The organism is Labilibacter marinus (assembly GCF_001659685.2).
Taxonomy (GTDB): Bacteria; Bacteroidota; Bacteroidia; order Bacteroidales; family Marinilabiliaceae; genus Saccharicrinis; species Saccharicrinis marinus.
This window is the reverse complement of record NZ_LXYE02000029.1, coordinates 69,885-85,374: the sequence shown is the minus strand read 5'-3', so window position 1 is coordinate 85,374 and position 15,490 is coordinate 69,885. Positions and strand designations below refer to the sequence as shown.

General features: G+C 36.6%; 12 protein-coding genes. 5 read left to right on the top strand and 7 right to left on the bottom strand.

Annotated elements, in window-relative coordinates; all coding sequences use genetic code 11:
• Positions 1–28: 28 nt before the first annotated feature.
• From A8L32_RS12395 to queC, 7 genes are all read right to left on the bottom strand, one after another.
• Positions 29–1,438 carry an efflux transporter outer membrane subunit gene (locus tag A8L32_RS12395; RefSeq protein WP_075590691.1) on the bottom strand — a complete coding sequence of 470 codons (1,410 nt, stop codon included), beginning with the start codon at positions 1,436–1,438 and terminating at the stop codon, positions 29–31.
• Positions 1,428–4,589 (bottom strand): efflux RND transporter permease subunit, encoded by a 3,162-nt coding sequence (locus A8L32_RS12390; RefSeq protein ID WP_075590671.1) that lies wholly within the window; start codon positions 4,587–4,589, stop codon positions 1,428–1,430. The genes A8L32_RS12395 and A8L32_RS12390 overlap by 11 nt, the downstream gene beginning before the upstream one ends.
• Position 4,590: 1 nt before the next feature.
• On the bottom strand, positions 4,591–5,760 hold the full coding sequence (locus A8L32_RS12385) for an efflux RND transporter periplasmic adaptor subunit (RefSeq protein ID WP_083631306.1): 1,170 nt from the start codon (positions 5,758–5,760) through the stop codon (positions 4,591–4,593).
• Between the two features lie 233 nt (positions 5,761–5,993).
• Positions 5,994–6,917, bottom strand: a complete 924-nt coding sequence (locus tag A8L32_RS12380) for a ketopantoate reductase family protein (RefSeq protein WP_075590669.1) — start codon at positions 6,915–6,917, stop codon at positions 5,994–5,996.
• 65 nt (positions 6,918–6,982) lie between these two features.
• Positions 6,983–7,864: an NADPH-dependent 7-cyano-7-deazaguanine reductase QueF gene (locus tag A8L32_RS12375; protein ID WP_075590668.1), complete on the bottom strand. Its 882-nt coding sequence runs from the start codon at positions 7,862–7,864 to the stop codon at positions 6,983–6,985.
• A gap of 53 nt (positions 7,865–7,917) precedes the next feature.
• Positions 7,918–8,874: a 7-carboxy-7-deazaguanine synthase QueE gene (locus A8L32_RS12370; RefSeq protein WP_233145483.1), complete on the bottom strand. Its 957-nt coding sequence runs from the start codon at positions 8,872–8,874 to the stop codon at positions 7,918–7,920.
• 62 nt (positions 8,875–8,936) lie between these two features.
• Positions 8,937–9,608, bottom strand: coding sequence for a 7-cyano-7-deazaguanine synthase QueC (queC, locus tag A8L32_RS12365; protein WP_075590666.1), 672 nt, complete (start codon positions 9,606–9,608; stop codon positions 8,937–8,939).
• Positions 9,609–10,127: 519 nt separating this feature from the next.
• Here queC and A8L32_RS12355 point away from each other — a divergent pair.
• The 5 genes from A8L32_RS12355 to A8L32_RS12335 all read left to right on the top strand — a co-directional run bounded on the left by A8L32_RS12355 (position 10,128) and on the right by A8L32_RS12335 (position 15,195).
• Positions 10,128–11,636, top strand: a complete 1,509-nt coding sequence (locus A8L32_RS12355; protein WP_075590664.1) for an alpha-L-fucosidase — start codon at positions 10,128–10,130, stop codon at positions 11,634–11,636.
• Between the two features lie 273 nt (positions 11,637–11,909).
• Positions 11,910–12,938, top strand: coding sequence for a J domain-containing protein (locus A8L32_RS12350; RefSeq protein ID WP_075590663.1), 1,029 nt, complete (start codon positions 11,910–11,912; stop codon positions 12,936–12,938).
• A gap of 152 nt (positions 12,939–13,090) precedes the next feature.
• Complete coding sequence (locus A8L32_RS12345) at positions 13,091–13,666, top strand: NAD(P)H-dependent oxidoreductase (protein WP_075590662.1); 576 nt, start codon at positions 13,091–13,093, stop codon at positions 13,664–13,666.
• 103 nt (positions 13,667–13,769) lie between these two features.
• Positions 13,770–14,699, top strand: a complete 930-nt coding sequence (locus A8L32_RS12340; protein WP_198931771.1) for an alpha/beta hydrolase — start codon at positions 13,770–13,772, stop codon at positions 14,697–14,699.
• A gap of 127 nt (positions 14,700–14,826) precedes the next feature.
• Positions 14,827–15,195 (top strand): DUF5684 domain-containing protein, encoded by a 369-nt coding sequence (locus tag A8L32_RS12335; protein ID WP_075590661.1) that lies wholly within the window; start codon positions 14,827–14,829, stop codon positions 15,193–15,195.
• Positions 15,196–15,490: the final 295 nt, after the last annotated feature.

Here is a 15,490-nt window from a genome sequence, read left to right as displayed (position 1 = left end):
GTTTTTTTTATGTGCTATAAAATTAATCTTATTCTTCCTTTAATTCATCTGGAATAATCCAGCCTCCGCCAAGCGCTTTATATAAATTTATATAAGCTTCGAGCTTTTGCTTATTTACTTCAGATGCACTTAATTCCGATTGAAATAAAGTACGTTCAGAATCTAATACCTCCAAGTAACTAGTTACGCCGCCATCGTATCGTTGCGATGATAATCTGGCCGCATTTTCGGCTGCTTTTTGCTGATTATTGATTGCCTCATATTCCATGTTATAAGTTGCTACGCTAACCAAGGCATTTTCCACTTCCTGAAAAGTAGTCAATACTGTTTGCTCGTAATTTAAACGCATCTGATTAGTCTTCTCTTTCTCGATTTCAACCCTACGTTTGTTTTTACCAAACTGAAAAATGGGACCTAATAAACCTCCTGAAACTTGATAAATAGCACCATTATCGCCAATCGTTGTTAAGTCATTACTTACAGCTCCCAATAATCCAGTTAAACTGATTGAAGGAAAACGCATAGCCTGAGCCACTCCAATTCGTGCATTTTGCGCTTTTAGTGTTTGCATAGCTTCTTGCACATCAGGTCTGCGTATTAGAATATCCGAAGGCAAACCAACAGGGATATCCATTTCAACAATGTGTCCAACACCCAAATCCTTGCGTGTAATTTCACCAGGATTCTGACCTAAAAGGATAGATAAACTATTTTCGGCAATAGCTACCTGGCGTTTAAAGAATGGTACCGCTTGCGCTGCAATAGCTTGTTGTATTTGAGCTTGATTATAATCCAACTCTGGCGCTATACCTTTTTCAAATCGTTGGTAAATGATGTCCATAGATGCATTTCTCGATTCCAATGTTCTTTCCGAAATGGCCAATCTTCTATCAAAATCTACCAAGGCAAAGTAGTTTGTTGCTACTTCCGCCATCAAATTTAAGATAATCCAATGTTGTGCAAACTCATCAGCCACTAACTCGGCACGAGCAGCCTCATTTCCTCTTCGGAATTTACCCCAGAAGTCGATTTCCCAACTTAAGCTAGCCCCAGCGCTGTACATTTCAAAATCAGTTTTAGTACCTGTATTCTGATTAAAATTAGAGAAGTCCGTAGAACCAGCATACCCAATAGAAGGCAACATATCCGCCTTTGTAAAACCAAGAAATGCTCTTGACTGCTCAATGCGAGAGGCCGCCATCAATACGTTTTTGTTATTATTGATGGCCGTTTTAATCAACTCCGTTAAAATAGGATCATTCATTAATTCAAACCACTCTGTATTAATTGTACTATCGCCAACAACAACGTCGTACCTAAACTGGTCTGGTGCATCTGTTTTAGGCGCAGCAAACTTGGGACCAACCATACATCCAGTTACGCTCATCATCGTTACAGCACACCAGATGATAAATATTATTTTAGTCTTATTTTTCATTTTCATTGTTTTCAGATAGTTTGGCTTCAGCTAAATCTCTCTTTTGCTCATATTTTCCTAATTTACCAACTAACACAAAAAACATTGGGTAAAAGAAAACACCTAATATAGTAGCAACAGTCATACCTCCAAGAAGCGCCATACCCATCACCTTACGGGATTCGGCTCCAGCTCCAGAAGCAAGTACTAAAGGAAACACCCCTAGGATAAACGAGAATGCTGTCATCAAAATAGGTCTGAATCGAAGTTTTGCAGATTCCATAGCAGCGTCGAACAGGTTCATCCCTTCGTCGAACTTAATTTTAGCAAACTCTACAATAAGGATGGCATTTTTAGCCGCCATCGCAATCAACATCACCAAGGAGATTTGCATAAAAATGTTATTCTCAAAACTTGGACTAAAAAAGCGTGAGATAAATACGAATAACATGGCACCTAGTATGGCAAATGGAGTTCCCAACAGAATACTAAATGGTAATGACCAACTTTCGTACTGAGCTGCCAGAATTAAGAATACAAATACCAAGGCAAATACAAATACGATATTACCCGATCCACCTGCTATTCGCTCCTGATAACTCATATTACTCCACTCAAAGCCCATACCTGCAGGTAATACTTCCGCAGCAACTTCCTCTAAGGCATCTAAGGCTTCCGCCGATGTAAACCCTGCTGCTGCAGCTCCTGATAGTTCTACAGATCGATATAGGTTATAGCGATTGGTATACTCTGGGCCCGAATTGGCTTCCACATTTACCAAAGAAGATAAGGGTAAACTTTGACCATCTCTATTTTTCACATAAAACATATTCAATTGCGAACCATCTTGTCGGTACTCTGGCTCGGCCTGTATATATGCTTTATATAAACGACCAAACTTATTAAAATCATTCACATAAGCCCCTCCTAAAAAGGCACTAATAGTGGTATATAAATCATTTAAAGGAACACCTGATTTTAAGGCCTTATCTCTGTTAATATGTAATCTACGCTGCGGAACATTAGCCCTAAAGGTGGTAAATACATTTCCTATTTCAGGCCTTTGGGTGGCCGCCGTAATAAATTTATTGGTTTGCTCAGATAGATATTCTGGTGTATTTCCAGACTTATCCTGAAGCATTAGTGAGAAACCAGAACCACTACCTAAACCTGGAATAGCTGGAGGCCCAAAAGCAAATACTTGTCCTTCCTTAATTCCCATAAAGAATGCTCCGTTAATTTTTCGCGCCAATTCTGTAGCTGTGATGCCTCGCTCACTCCAATCTTTTAATGTTAGGAACATGATACCCGCATTGGTACTCATACTTCCTGACAAGATATTGAAACCAGAAACCGCAGTTACCGTTTCTACTTCTGGGAAATTCTTTAGTATAAAATCTGCTTTATCTAATACAGCTGTTGTGCGCTGTAAAGACGCTGAATTAGGTAATTGTACATTAACAAACAAGTAACCCTGATCCTCTTCAGGAACAAAACCACCCGGCACAAATTTTCCGATGACAACGATAGCAACAACAGACAGTGCAAGATATATCATGCTTCGCTTAATTTTTTTAGCAAAGATGTTAGTCCCTTTCATATAACCAACCGATGTACGATCGAATACATTATTAAAGCCTTTAAAGAACTTCCCTAAAAGTCCTTTTTGCTCTTCAGGTGCTCTAAGTAACATTCCTGCCAAAGCCGGACTTAATGTTAATGCATTTAGAGAAGAAAAACATACCGACACAGCTACGGTTATAGCAAACTGCTGATACAGTCGACCTGTAATACCAGCCATAGCAGCTACCGGAATAAATACAGCCACCAACACCAAGGTGGTAGCAATTACCGGAGCAGTAACCTCTTTCATTGCTTCAATAGTCGCTTTTTTCCGTTCCATTCCTTTGGCAATATTTACCTGAACTGCTTCCACAACCACAATGGCATCATCTACTACAATACCAATGGCTAACACCAGTCCTAGCAAGGAGAGTACGTTTATAGTAAACCCTAACATCGGAAAAACAATAAAAGCACCAATTAAAGAAACCGGTATGGCAATAGTTGGAATTAAGGTAGCTCTCCAATCCTGAATAAATATAAACACGACCAATATCACCAGCAATAAAGCAATCACAAGTGTAATCGCAATTTCTTTGATACCCGCCGTAATAGGCAAGGTAGCATCTAAAGCCACATCGTAATTCATCCCTTCAGGAAACGAAGCCGAAAGATCATCCATAATGGCTAAAATTTCTTGCTGAAGTTCAACCGCATTAGAACCTGGTGCCTGATAAATAGTAATTAAAGCACACGGATTCTTTTTAAACTTAGAAACCACATTATAACTTTCCACACCTAACTCTATACGAGCTACATCTTTTAATTTTACTTGGCGACCTTTACTATCTGTTCGGATAACAATTTCACCAAATTCTTTTTCTGACCGAAGACGATCGGGAAGCGTTACTGTATACGTAAACTCAGTTCCTTTAGGTGCTGGTTCTGCACCAAACTTACCACCCGGTACAATCACGTTCTGTTCACGTATGGCAGCTGTAATTTCGGGCACCGTAATTCCTGTTTGCGAAAGCCTATCTGGGCGCACCCAAATACGCATAGAATAATCACTTGCACCAAGAACATTTACACGTCCAACACCTTTAACACGAGAAAGAATATCTTGAATATTAATTAATGCATAGTTTCCTAAAAAGTTTTGGTCATATCTTTCTTCGGAATATAAACCCAATGCAAGAACGATACTACTCATACTTTTTTGAGTAGTTACCCCCAAACGTTTTACTTCTTCGGGTAATTTAGCTGTAGCTGCAGAAACTCTATTTTGTGCAAATACAGTGTTCATATCCGGATCGGTACCCACCTCAAATGAAATTTGAATATTCATAGAACCATCATTGGCATTGATAGACTTCATGTAAAGCATGTTATCTACACCATTGATTTGTTGCTCAAGAGGAGTAGCTACCGATTGTTCAACATTTAATGCATTGGCTCCAGTATATTGAGCCCTTACCTCAACCATAGGTGGGGTAATATCTGGATATTGCTCCATGGGAAGACCAATAATGGATATTGTTCCTATGATTACAATTACAATGGCTATCACCATTGCAACAATAGGTCTTCTAACAAAAAACTCTCCCATATTATTTAGTTGTTTGTTTAGTTACCGATTTAAATTCTGTTATTTTAGGAACAATGGTCATTCCTGTTTTTACTTGTGTAAAACCCTCTAGCAAAACTTTTTCACCTACATTTAAACCAGATTTAATCACCATTAAATCGCCATGCTGTTGAGCAATTTCCACCGTTCGGAACTTAACCTCGTTTTTATCATTAACCACCAATACATTGTATTGTCCTTGTAATTCTTGTAAACAACGATGCGGGATAACAATTCTATCAGAAGAATCATCCATTATCGCTCTAATTTTAGCAAATAAACCAGGGCGAGCTGTAAAATCAGGATTTGGGAATGAAGCCTGAAGCATGATGGTACCCGTAGTAGGATCTATGTTTCTATCAATAAAATCTACTCTTCCAGGATAAGGATGCTCTGAATCATCTGCAAAAAGCAATTTAATATCAGCTTCATCACCTCCTCGTCCCTTATATAAATTTTCATTTTTCTTAGCATATTCAACTAATTCAAGATACATCATTTCAGAAAGTGTAAATTGAACTAAAATGGTATCGATACGAGATACAGCATTCAAAACAACAGGATTAGGATCTCGCCCCACAAACTCACTGGTTTTAGCCTCTGTACGACCAATAATACCACTTATAGGAGAATGTATTTTTGTATAACTCTTTTCTATATTCGCAAATTTAAGCTGAGCTTGGGCAGCTTCAACACCTGCTTCAGCCGCACCTAAAGTTGCAATTGCTGCATCTAGGTCGCTCTGGCTAACTGCATTGCTTTCTGCCAACGGTTTAATTCTAGCAAAATCACCTTCAGCTTGTACCAATCGTGTTTTTGCTTCAGCTACTCTACTTAAGGCCTCTGCCACTTTAGCATCAAATGGATCTGAATCAATGGTATACAATAATTGTCCTTTTTTCACTCTTCCTCCCTCTTGAAAATGAACACCTTCAAGATAACCTTCAACACGAGCCCTAATGCTGATATCAAAATACCCGAAGGTCTGTCCGACAAAATCTTGAATTAAAGGAAAATGTTCTACCTTAACCTCTACAACAGGTATTTCGAGAGGCATGGCTTGTTTGGCTTTTTTCCCTGAACAGCTATTCATTAGAAATAGCACAGCCAGCGACATAAAAAAGCCAATTGTGGTTAGTTTTAATCTTCTCATTAGAATAAGTAGTTTATTTAATTTATTTGTTTTTTATTCAATATAGGATCTATAAATCAGTATGGAAAACACGTTAGGCTCCATATAGTTTTTAAAACCGGCTTCAAATACAAAAAAAAATGTAAAATAAAAGCCTAAAAACGTAACCTTTTTTATAACGAGGAAAAAGATAATCATTTTAAATATTTCAGAAGTCATAATTCATCCAAAATATACCTCCCCAGTACAATTTACTATAAATTTCGCGCTTTAAGCTCCTGTGGTAACAGGGTATGGTATATAAAAAAGCTAGTTGAAACTTCAATCTCATGCTTTTTAGCCAACTTAACCACTGTTCCTATTTGATAATCTAACTCTGAAGGTTTACCCGCCCATAAGTCTCTTGCCATAGAAGAAGTGGCCTGTGGAGAAAAGCTTTCTGTAATTTTTAAAGTAGATTCCTTTATGGATTCTTTCAGTTTGATTCCTTCATATTGTGAAACCGTATATATTTCGGAGAGTATTTGCTTGAGCATTTCTTTTAACTCAGGCGTGTTACACAAAACGCCGTAATTAGATTTAGTTAATGCGCCCAGTGTACCCAAACAGATTAGCATAAACTTACGCCACGTATCTCCTTGAATATAATCTGATAATTTGCTTGTAATACCCGCATCTGTAAATATGCTTTCAATATTTTTACTTCTATCAGAAATGGAATTATCTAACTCTCCGAAAACAATAGTAGGATCGGCACTCATATGCTCAATAACACCTGGCTCTTTTATCTTACTGAAAACATTACACAACCCTCCCATCACATTGCATTCTGGCAGTTCATCCAGCAACTCTTCAGCCGCCATCACACCATTTTGTAAGGGAATAATTATAGTATCATTTGTAACAATACCTTTTAGCTGGATTGCTATTTCTTTTACCTGCCAAGCTTTTACACCAATTAATATGAGTTCAGGATTATTTAATTTTAGTGGTGAGTCCACTACTTGTGTATCTTTGTGCAAATAATCGCCCAACGGACTTATTATTCGCAATCCATTATCTGTCATGCTTTTTGCATGCTCGCCGCGTGCAACAAAAGCTACATCATGTCCTGCTTGAGCTAATCTACCTCCAAAATAACCACCTACTCCACCAGCTCCAATAACTGCAATTTTCATTGTTGTTTTGATTTATCGTATTGGAATTTCTTTCTTGTGACAAAAGCCAATCATAAAAATGATTACTACTGCCTAAAAGCCTGTGAAGTTAAGATTTCTGATTGAATTATTTGAGTAGGAAGGTACTCTTTTTTATTGGCTCTTACTGGACAGATATCAATTCCACCTCTTCGGGTGTATAAACAAGCCACCATCAGCATTTCAGGTTGAAATTTATCTGAAAGGCGCTTGAATAACATCTCACAAATTTCCTCGTGAAAATGATTCTCATCCCTAATGGATACCAAGTATTTAAGCAAGGATACTTTGTCAATATGATGTTTAGATTTAATACGAATAAAAGCACTTCCCCAATCGGGTTGATGCGTTATTTTACAATTACTACGCAATAAATTACTCGATACTTTTATCTCTATTGACGCACCTTGTTTAGTTGCCTTTAATAATGACTCATCTTCTGTATACTTCTCGAAGCTTACCTCATCTGCCTCTGGCAAATCCTCCAACAATTCAAACCCTTCAAAGTCCGTTATACCTTTACTGTATTCTGTATGAAACGACAGATCAATTTGAGTTTGTAATAACTTAGATAAATCTGCTTTTATGGTCTCTAAAACGATAGTTATTCCTTGCTCACGATTAGCCCCATACCTTCCCATATTAAAGGAATTTAGGTAAAGCTTTAACGATTTACTTTCCACCAAACATTCGCTATCGCACGAATACACCAATTTTAAAACTCCTGCAACAGGCAATCCTTTTTGAGTCAGAAACCCAAGTTCATAAGCATGCCAAGCATCCACTCCAACAAATGGTAAGTCTTGCTCTTCAATTTGATACTGCTCCCTGTTTAAATAACGCGGTACAGCAACTAATATTTCTGGAGCATACTCGCGCGGGTGACTAATTTGTTTCCCTAATACTTTCCCTTCAATTAAATTGGTCATTAGGTGTTATTTTTACAGTGATAAGTTGAATTGATAAGTATGATAAAGCTAAATTAAACACCTTGTTTAGAGCCAAATATTTCAATATGAATACGCGGTGTATATTTCCAACCATTTTGAATACACAACTGAAGTACGATTGGGTTAGATTGTTCAATCTGCTCATGGGTTGCACCAAGCGGCATCAACATGATATCTTGTTTGTTGTACCTTTCTAACACATTTAGGTAATCTGATATAATTTCATCTGCATCACTTTGCATGCCAACCACAAACTTCAACTGTAAATCCTTAGCTGAATCAATATAATTCTGTAATACAGGTATATTTCTCCTAACCTCGTGGTGATATCTTGATGCTCCTGTTTCTTCCTCTTTATAAAATGTTAATTTTTCAGATGAAGGAACGGAGTTGCTTAATTTTGGTGAGATGCTAAACAAATCTACAAATTGAGTTAGTTTCTCATCATACAAAGTACCATTGGTTTCTATGGTAATATGTAAATCCAATTCTTGCTTAATAGCCTTACAAAGTTCTGTAACACCATTCTTCTGCAACAAGGGTTCACCTCCTGTAATAACCACATGCTGCATTTCACCTATATTGTGCTTAACCAGTAACACAATCTCTGCTATATCCCAAGTCTTTTTATCATCGGGATGAAACGAGGCGTAGGACGTATCGCAACGACAAAAACTACCATCAACCATTTGCCAAATACATCTTAAATTACAACTTGCCAAACGGATGAATAAAGAAGGTGTTCCTGCTAATTTACCTTCTCCTTGAATGGTACCTGCAATTTGAAGACCTGTTTGTGGACAATCGTTTATATGCTTACCTTCAGCATCTTTAGTAATTGGAAAAACACCCTCTCCTACTAATACTAACTTAGCAGTATCTTTCGATGAGCACTTATCTACCCCAGCTTTATCTCTTACATCAATATCCATTACTCTATAACTAAACTTTGTAAATCTTTGTTTTTTTATTTCCTTCTCTTTGCTCAAGCCGCAAGCTTTTACTTTCTTCCTTCAGTCGAAGAAATCAAACAAAGAAAACCGCCGACTCCTTATTTCTTTAGCGCCGCATCTTCGTAGCCAGCTTCAGCAAAAGCTTTTGCTCTCAACAAACAGCTATCGCAGGTACCGCAAGGCTTTTCTCCACCTCGATAACACGACCAGGTTAATCCAAAATCAACCCCTAAGTCCATACCTAGCTTTATTTCTTCAGCTTTGGTTTTATTCACAAATGGCGCATGAATTTTAATGGGCTTACCACCTTCGGCACCCATTACAGTACCTTTATTAATTGCCGTTTCCATGGAATCAATAAACTCTTGACGACAATCTACATAACCAGAATAATCTACTTGACTAACACCTATATATATATTCTGCGCCTCAATACTCTCTGCATAAGATGCCGCTATTGAAAGAAAAACCATATTGCGAGCTGGTACATATGTCACAGGAATATCTGTACGTGTTACATCTCCATCTTCTACTTCAATGCTTTTATCCGTTAAGGAAGATCCTCCAAAATCGCCTAAGTTCAAGGTGACAATTTTATGAGCAGCAACTCCAGCTTTTTCTGCAATCGCTTTAGCATGGTTTAACTCTGTTTCATGGCGTTGTCCATAATCAAAGGAAACCGCATGAACCTCATCATACCCCTTACTCTTAGCCAAATATAGTGCAACAGCCGAATCGAGTCCGCCTGATAATAATACAACTGCTTTCATTTTTTTACAAAGTATCAAGTATTAAGACACACGTATCAAAATTATTTAGCCTAAGTCCAAAACAACAACCACGAGATATACGCACAGAAAAGTGCACAAGAAAAGTTTCTAGATATCTACCCTGGTTTTGTTTATAGACAGGATGGCGTAATCGAACTGTCTTAATAAAATTCTGTGCAAAGATAACAAAATACCTATTCGTCAACAACAATCATATTCAAATAATATATTGGAGCATTTAATAAATTTAAAAACTAGTTTTTAGTATGTAAAAGAGCCTATAATCGTAAAATATTTTCAACACTTAATTGAAACCGAATATTAAAAAAATCACTTCTTTTCACCAGAATCATACCGAAAAAGACAGCTATCACAGGTATAAAAAGATATAAAATAAGGGGGTATTCCGTTTCACCATGCAGATTCCTTAAAAATTCCCGCATTCTACTTATGTAATTCACTACTTTCATCAATACCATTTAAAATAGTTAACAACGAATACTAAAATTAACATACAAAATGAAACAATTATTATCACTGTTATTCATGAGCTTGGTATTAACATCCTGCTCAACGCAAACCGTAAAAGAAGAAAAAAAGGAAGACGTAAAATACGAAGAAAATTGGGAATCAATGTCTGCCCACAACGAGGCTCCTGATTGGTTTTCTGATGCTAAATTCGGAATTTATTTTCACTGGGGTGTTTATTCAGTTCCTGCACATTATTCGGAGTGGTACCCATTTTTTATGTACCGAGATAATAAAGTAAAAGAATACCACGAGAAAACTTATGGTAAATTGGGTGAATTCGATTATCACGATTTTGTTCCTATGTTTACCGGAGAGCAGTTTAACGCAGAAGAATGGGCGCAACTGATGACTGATGCTGGTGCAAAATTTGGAGGTCCTTGTTCGCAACACCACGATGGTTTTGCAATGTGGGACAGTAAGGTTAATCCTTGGAACTCCACCGACAAAGGGCCTAAAAAAGATATTACTGGAGAAATGGAGAAGGCTTTAAAAGCACGTGGACTGAAATTCATATCTACTTTTCACCACGCTCGTAATTTACAGCGCCACGAAGGAGACCCTGAAAAATTTGATACATATCACAGTCATTTCGCTCATGTTCCTGGTACTGCAACTGCTGACACCGATGCTGAAATCGCAAAAATGTACGGCAACATCCCTGCTGCTGAATTTAACGAATATTGGTTTGAGCAATTGAAAGAGGTAATTGACCAGTACTCTCCTGACATTATTTGGTTTGATGTTTGGTTAAGAATGATTCCTTTGGAATACCGTCAGAAATTTGCAGCCTACTATTTAAATGAGGCTAAAAAGAAAAATCAAGAAGTAATTATTGCCTACAAACAAGCTGCCATTCCTAAAAGTGTTGGTGTGCTAGATATTGAGCAAGGTGGTAAAAGAGACATGTCAGAATCAGCATGGTTAACTGACATTACTTTAAGCAACAAATCATGGAGTTATGTTGAAGGACAAACTTACAAATCACCATCCATGGTGGTTAGAAACATGATTGATGTTTGGAGTAAAAATGGAGTTGTTCTTTTAAATATCTCTCCTACAGCCGACGGCGTTATTAACAAAGAGCAAAGAGATATTCTTAAGCGAGTTGGTGAATGGATGAAAAAGCACAGCGAAGCAGTTTACGAAACTCGTCCGTACAGCATTAAAGGTTTTGGCCATGCTAAAGCAGAAGACGGTGCCCATGGTGGACAATCAGCTACTCAGAAATACACTGCTAAAGATGCTCGTTTCTTAAAGTCTAAAGACGGTAAATATCTTTACCTTTTTATACTTGGAAAACCTGAGGTTGGTTCTGTGATAGCTACCAAAGAACTGGGCTTACACAAGTATTATCCTGAAGAAGGAATTAAAAAGATTACCTTAATGGGTTCGGATACCGAGTGTAAATGGGGGTTTGGAGACATCGACTTCGAACTTACTGTTCCTGATGCTGAGCTAGATGATATTGCTAATGTATTTAGAATGGAGCTTAACTAGTTTTTACCCGTAAAGTCTAATTTCTTCGTGACGGCTTTTTTTGAAAACAGTCCTTTACAAAAGTAAATTCCTTGATTTTCGAAAAGGCCAAGCTTTGAACTTAAACTATAGGATTCAAAATCTAAAAAAACAAGATATTTACCCCAAGGTTATTCATTTAATCTTGGGGTATTTTTTCATCTCTGCGCATAAAATCAAATTACCCACACAACACTTTACCTAAAAAATGGGTACATTGAGCTAACTTAAATCGGCAAATTTTATTTAGCACAGATGAACCACTATCATCAAATACTAGGTATTACCGCAAATGCCTCCTTAGACCAGATAAAATCTGCTTATCGAAAAAAGGCTAAACTACTGCACCCCGACATCAACAAAGCCGACAATGCTCAAGAACAATTTATCTTATTAAATGAAGCTTACGAATATCTTTTAAATACAGCAGGAAGCCATACCAATCAATTTAAAAGAGCGCAAGAGCAAGCTAAGCGACAAGCTGCTTATCAAGCACAATGGGAACAACAAGAAAAGGCAAAAACTAGAGTTAGAGCACAAGCGTATGCTCGCATGAAATACGAAGCTTATATAAAATCAGATATTTACAAAACAACAGAAGCCATTAATATGGTAGTTGATTTTATGGTGACTTGTCTTATTTTACTTTTTGTCATCGGCCTTCCTGTATTAAGCTATCAAGTACATGGTCCTTTTGCCCTCATTTTCTGCGCTATAATTATTTTACCCACTTCTCCTCTTTGGTTTCGTTTCTTGGTAAGTATGTTTGGTAACCTGCGCTTAAAAAGTCTGATTAAAAACCGAAAAGCAACTTTACGCTCTAAAATGACTGTATTGGTTGGTGCTACATTCCTTAACCTATTGGTGTTATTTAAAATAGCGTTCTGTACGCTTATAGAAATTCACATTTCATTTAGCTTGTACATATTGGCTATTTCAATAGCTGTTTTGTTGACCAACGCCAACAAGGGTAAATTCAAGAAATATATGTACCGCTACAACCTTGCACCAGGAATTATTAGCCTACTTTTTGCAATCAACTATTATTTATCATTTAATCCAAGTAGTGAAACTTATATTTATAGCTACAAATACAACTCCTCTCCTATTTTTGTATCTATTCAATTAAACAACAACGCCTATTTCCATCACAAAGGCATTAGAACATTTATGTCTAAAGAATCCATTATTGGTTATAAATACATTAAATATACTTTTGCAGAAGGCGCAATGGGTTATAAAGTAGCTAGAGCTAGAGAGTTTATGTATGAATTGCCTCAATAGTAAATTTGATTTACCTTCAAGAACTAACAATATTACTTACATACTAACAAATTAAAATATGAGTTTATAATTATAACGATTTAGTAGTTATTAGTAGTTTTATTTGTAAACTAATAAGTTCGATAGAAAAAAAGATTTAAACACAACACATCATGAAAAACATATTAATCATACAAGCCCATCCAGACAAAGATAGCTTCTGCTCAAAATTGGCACAATCATACCATATTGGCGCTACTAACTCATGCAATTGCAAGTTAATACACTTGAGTGACCTAAACTTTAATTTAGTGTTGGAGCACGGCTACAAAAAACGTACAGAATTAGAACCTGACCTATTAATGGCTCAAGAAGAAATTAAAAAAGCCGACCATCTAGTATTTGTTTATCCCACATGGTGGGGCACCATGCCTGCTTCGTTAAAAGGATTTATAGATAGAACGTTTTTACCGGGTTTCGCTTTTAAATATCGCGACAACTCCGCTTTATGGGATAAACTATTAACAGGAAAATCAGCTAGGCTAATTGTAACAATGGATGCGCCAACTTGGTACTATAATATATTTTACAAAAAACCAGGCCATCAAGCTATGAAAAAAGCCACTTTAAATTTTTGCGGAGTAAAACCAGTAAGAATAAGCACCTTTGGTTCTGTAAAATCATCTACCGTAAAAAAGAGAGAACAGTGGCTATTTAAAGTGAGAAAACTCGGAGAAGCCTTAAAATAAGTATGATCCCATAAAAAAAACTTAACAAAATATTTAATTATTACTTTTAATATAGCTAAGTGTTGATTAATTTTATGGAGATAAAACCAACAATTCTTCATTAATGAGAACAATAACTTCCATGTACCTAAGCCCTAAAGGCAGCATACGATTTTTATGCTTCATTTTATGTATCATCATTTTTGATGCATGTACAAACTCTTCAGAAAGCAATGCAAAAATAGAACACATTACTAATTTCTCATCTAAGTACGTAGCCACACGAAACATTGACGTTTGGCTTCCGCCGGATTACAGTAGCAAACAAAAGTACAGCGTATTATATATGCATGATGGGCAAATGTTATTTGATAGCACTGCAACTTGGAATAAGCAAGCCTGGATGCTAGGCAAAACCATGAACCAACTTATTGATGAGCAAAAAATTAAAGAATGCATTGTGGTGGCCATCTGGAATATAACAGAGTTAAGAACCATAGAGTATTTTCCGAACAAAGCATACTTAACATTATCTGACTCAGTTAAAGAAGGATTAAGCAAGGAGCGATTGAAAGAAACACCTAAGTCTGATTTATATTTAAAGTTTATTACCCAGGAATTAAAGCCATATATAGATGAGACCTACAGCACATACTCGGATGCCGAACACACTTTTATTGCAGGTTCCAGCATGGGAGGATTAATATCGATGTATGCCATTTGCGAATACCCTGAGATATTTGGGGGTGCAGCTTGCTTATCCACACATTGGCCAGGCACCTACAATAGCAACATTGAAATACCTACCGCCTTTAGAGACTACTTCGAAAGCCATGTTCCTTTTGCCGAAAAGCACAAAATATATTTTGATTACGGAACTGAAACATTGGATGCCTTATATAAACCGTACCAACAGATGATAGATACCGTAATGCTACGTAAAGGCTACCCTTCTGAGTTATGGATGACAAAAGAGTTTATTGGCCATGCTCATGATGAAAGAAGCTGGGCAAAAAGACTTCACATTCCCTTAGAATTTTTATTATTAAAATAAATATATTAATTTAATAGAACAAAATATTTTATTTACCGTAATAAAAAACCGTGGAGTCCAGAAACCACTAAAAACGGGGTGAATCCGAAAAACCTTAAGAGTAGGAGTCTTAAAATTTAAATCTATTATGGAAGAATTTGATCAATCAGCAGGTATGTTTGCTGCCGTTGGAACAGGTGCAATTATTTTCTCATTATTAATTGCAGTTTTTTTCATTATTGTAGGTTGGAAAATATATGAAAAAGCAGGGAAGCCAGGCTGGGCAGTTATTATCCCTATCTATAGAGAAATTGTACTCCTAGAAATCATTAAAAAACCTATGTGGTGGATAATAATGTTATTTATTCCTCCATTTTCAATAATTTTCGGAATATGGTCCGTAAATCTACTTTCTAAGAGTTTTGGAAAAGGAGTTGGTTTCACTATAGGCTTATTATTTTTCCCTTATATTTTTGGTCCAATCTTAGCTTTTGGAAGTGCAAAATACGAAGGATAAACAATCATCCTCATAAAATACAAAAGCCAGATTCTTTTCAGAATCTGGCTTTCTTGTTTATCAATTCTAAGAATTGACCTCCTAATCCCCAACCCTTGCAAGCAACAGAAACGCCTCGACATCTCAATTAATAAGAATGTAAGATTACTTTTTGTCCAAATTTTAAACTTCATACAGAATACACCCTATAAAATGTATTTATGGCACTCATACATACAACAAACCCCCAGTAAACTTGCCTAAACAAAACAAGTAAAATCAAGATAGACTCAAAAGCTATCTGAGAATGAGAAAC

What these genes read in the sequence shown, in the direction of transcription:
- A8L32_RS12395 (WP_075590691.1), bottom strand. Translation starts at nt 1,438, where the DNA reads ATGAAAAATAAGACTAAAATAATATTTATCATCTGGTGTGCTGTAACG.
- A8L32_RS12380 (WP_075590669.1), bottom strand. Translation starts at nt 6,917, where the DNA reads ATGAAAATTGCAGTTATTGGAGCTGGTGGAGTAGGTGGTTATTTTGGA.
- A8L32_RS12355 (WP_075590664.1), top strand. Translation starts at nt 10,128, where the DNA reads ATGAAACAATTATTATCACTGTTATTCATGAGCTTGGTATTAACATCC.
- A8L32_RS12390 (WP_075590671.1), bottom strand. Translation starts at nt 4,589, where the DNA reads ATGGGAGAGTTTTTTGTTAGAAGACCTATTGTTGCAATGGTGATAGCC.
- A8L32_RS12350 (WP_075590663.1), top strand. Translation starts at nt 11,910, where the DNA reads ATGAACCACTATCATCAAATACTAGGTATTACCGCAAATGCCTCCTTA.
- queC (WP_075590666.1), bottom strand. Translation starts at nt 9,608, where the DNA reads ATGAAAGCAGTTGTATTATTATCAGGCGGACTCGATTCGGCTGTTGCA.
- A8L32_RS12335 (WP_075590661.1), top strand. Translation starts at nt 14,827, where the DNA reads ATGGAAGAATTTGATCAATCAGCAGGTATGTTTGCTGCCGTTGGAACA.
- A8L32_RS12375 (WP_075590668.1), bottom strand. Translation starts at nt 7,864, where the DNA reads ATGACCAATTTAATTGAAGGGAAAGTATTAGGGAAACAAATTAGTCAC.
- A8L32_RS12385 (WP_083631306.1), bottom strand. Translation starts at nt 5,760, where the DNA reads ATGAGAAGATTAAAACTAACCACAATTGGCTTTTTTATGTCGCTGGCT.
- A8L32_RS12340 (WP_198931771.1), top strand. Translation starts at nt 13,770, where the DNA reads ATGAGAACAATAACTTCCATGTACCTAAGCCCTAAAGGCAGCATACGA.
- A8L32_RS12345 (WP_075590662.1), top strand. Translation starts at nt 13,091, where the DNA reads ATGAAAAACATATTAATCATACAAGCCCATCCAGACAAAGATAGCTTC.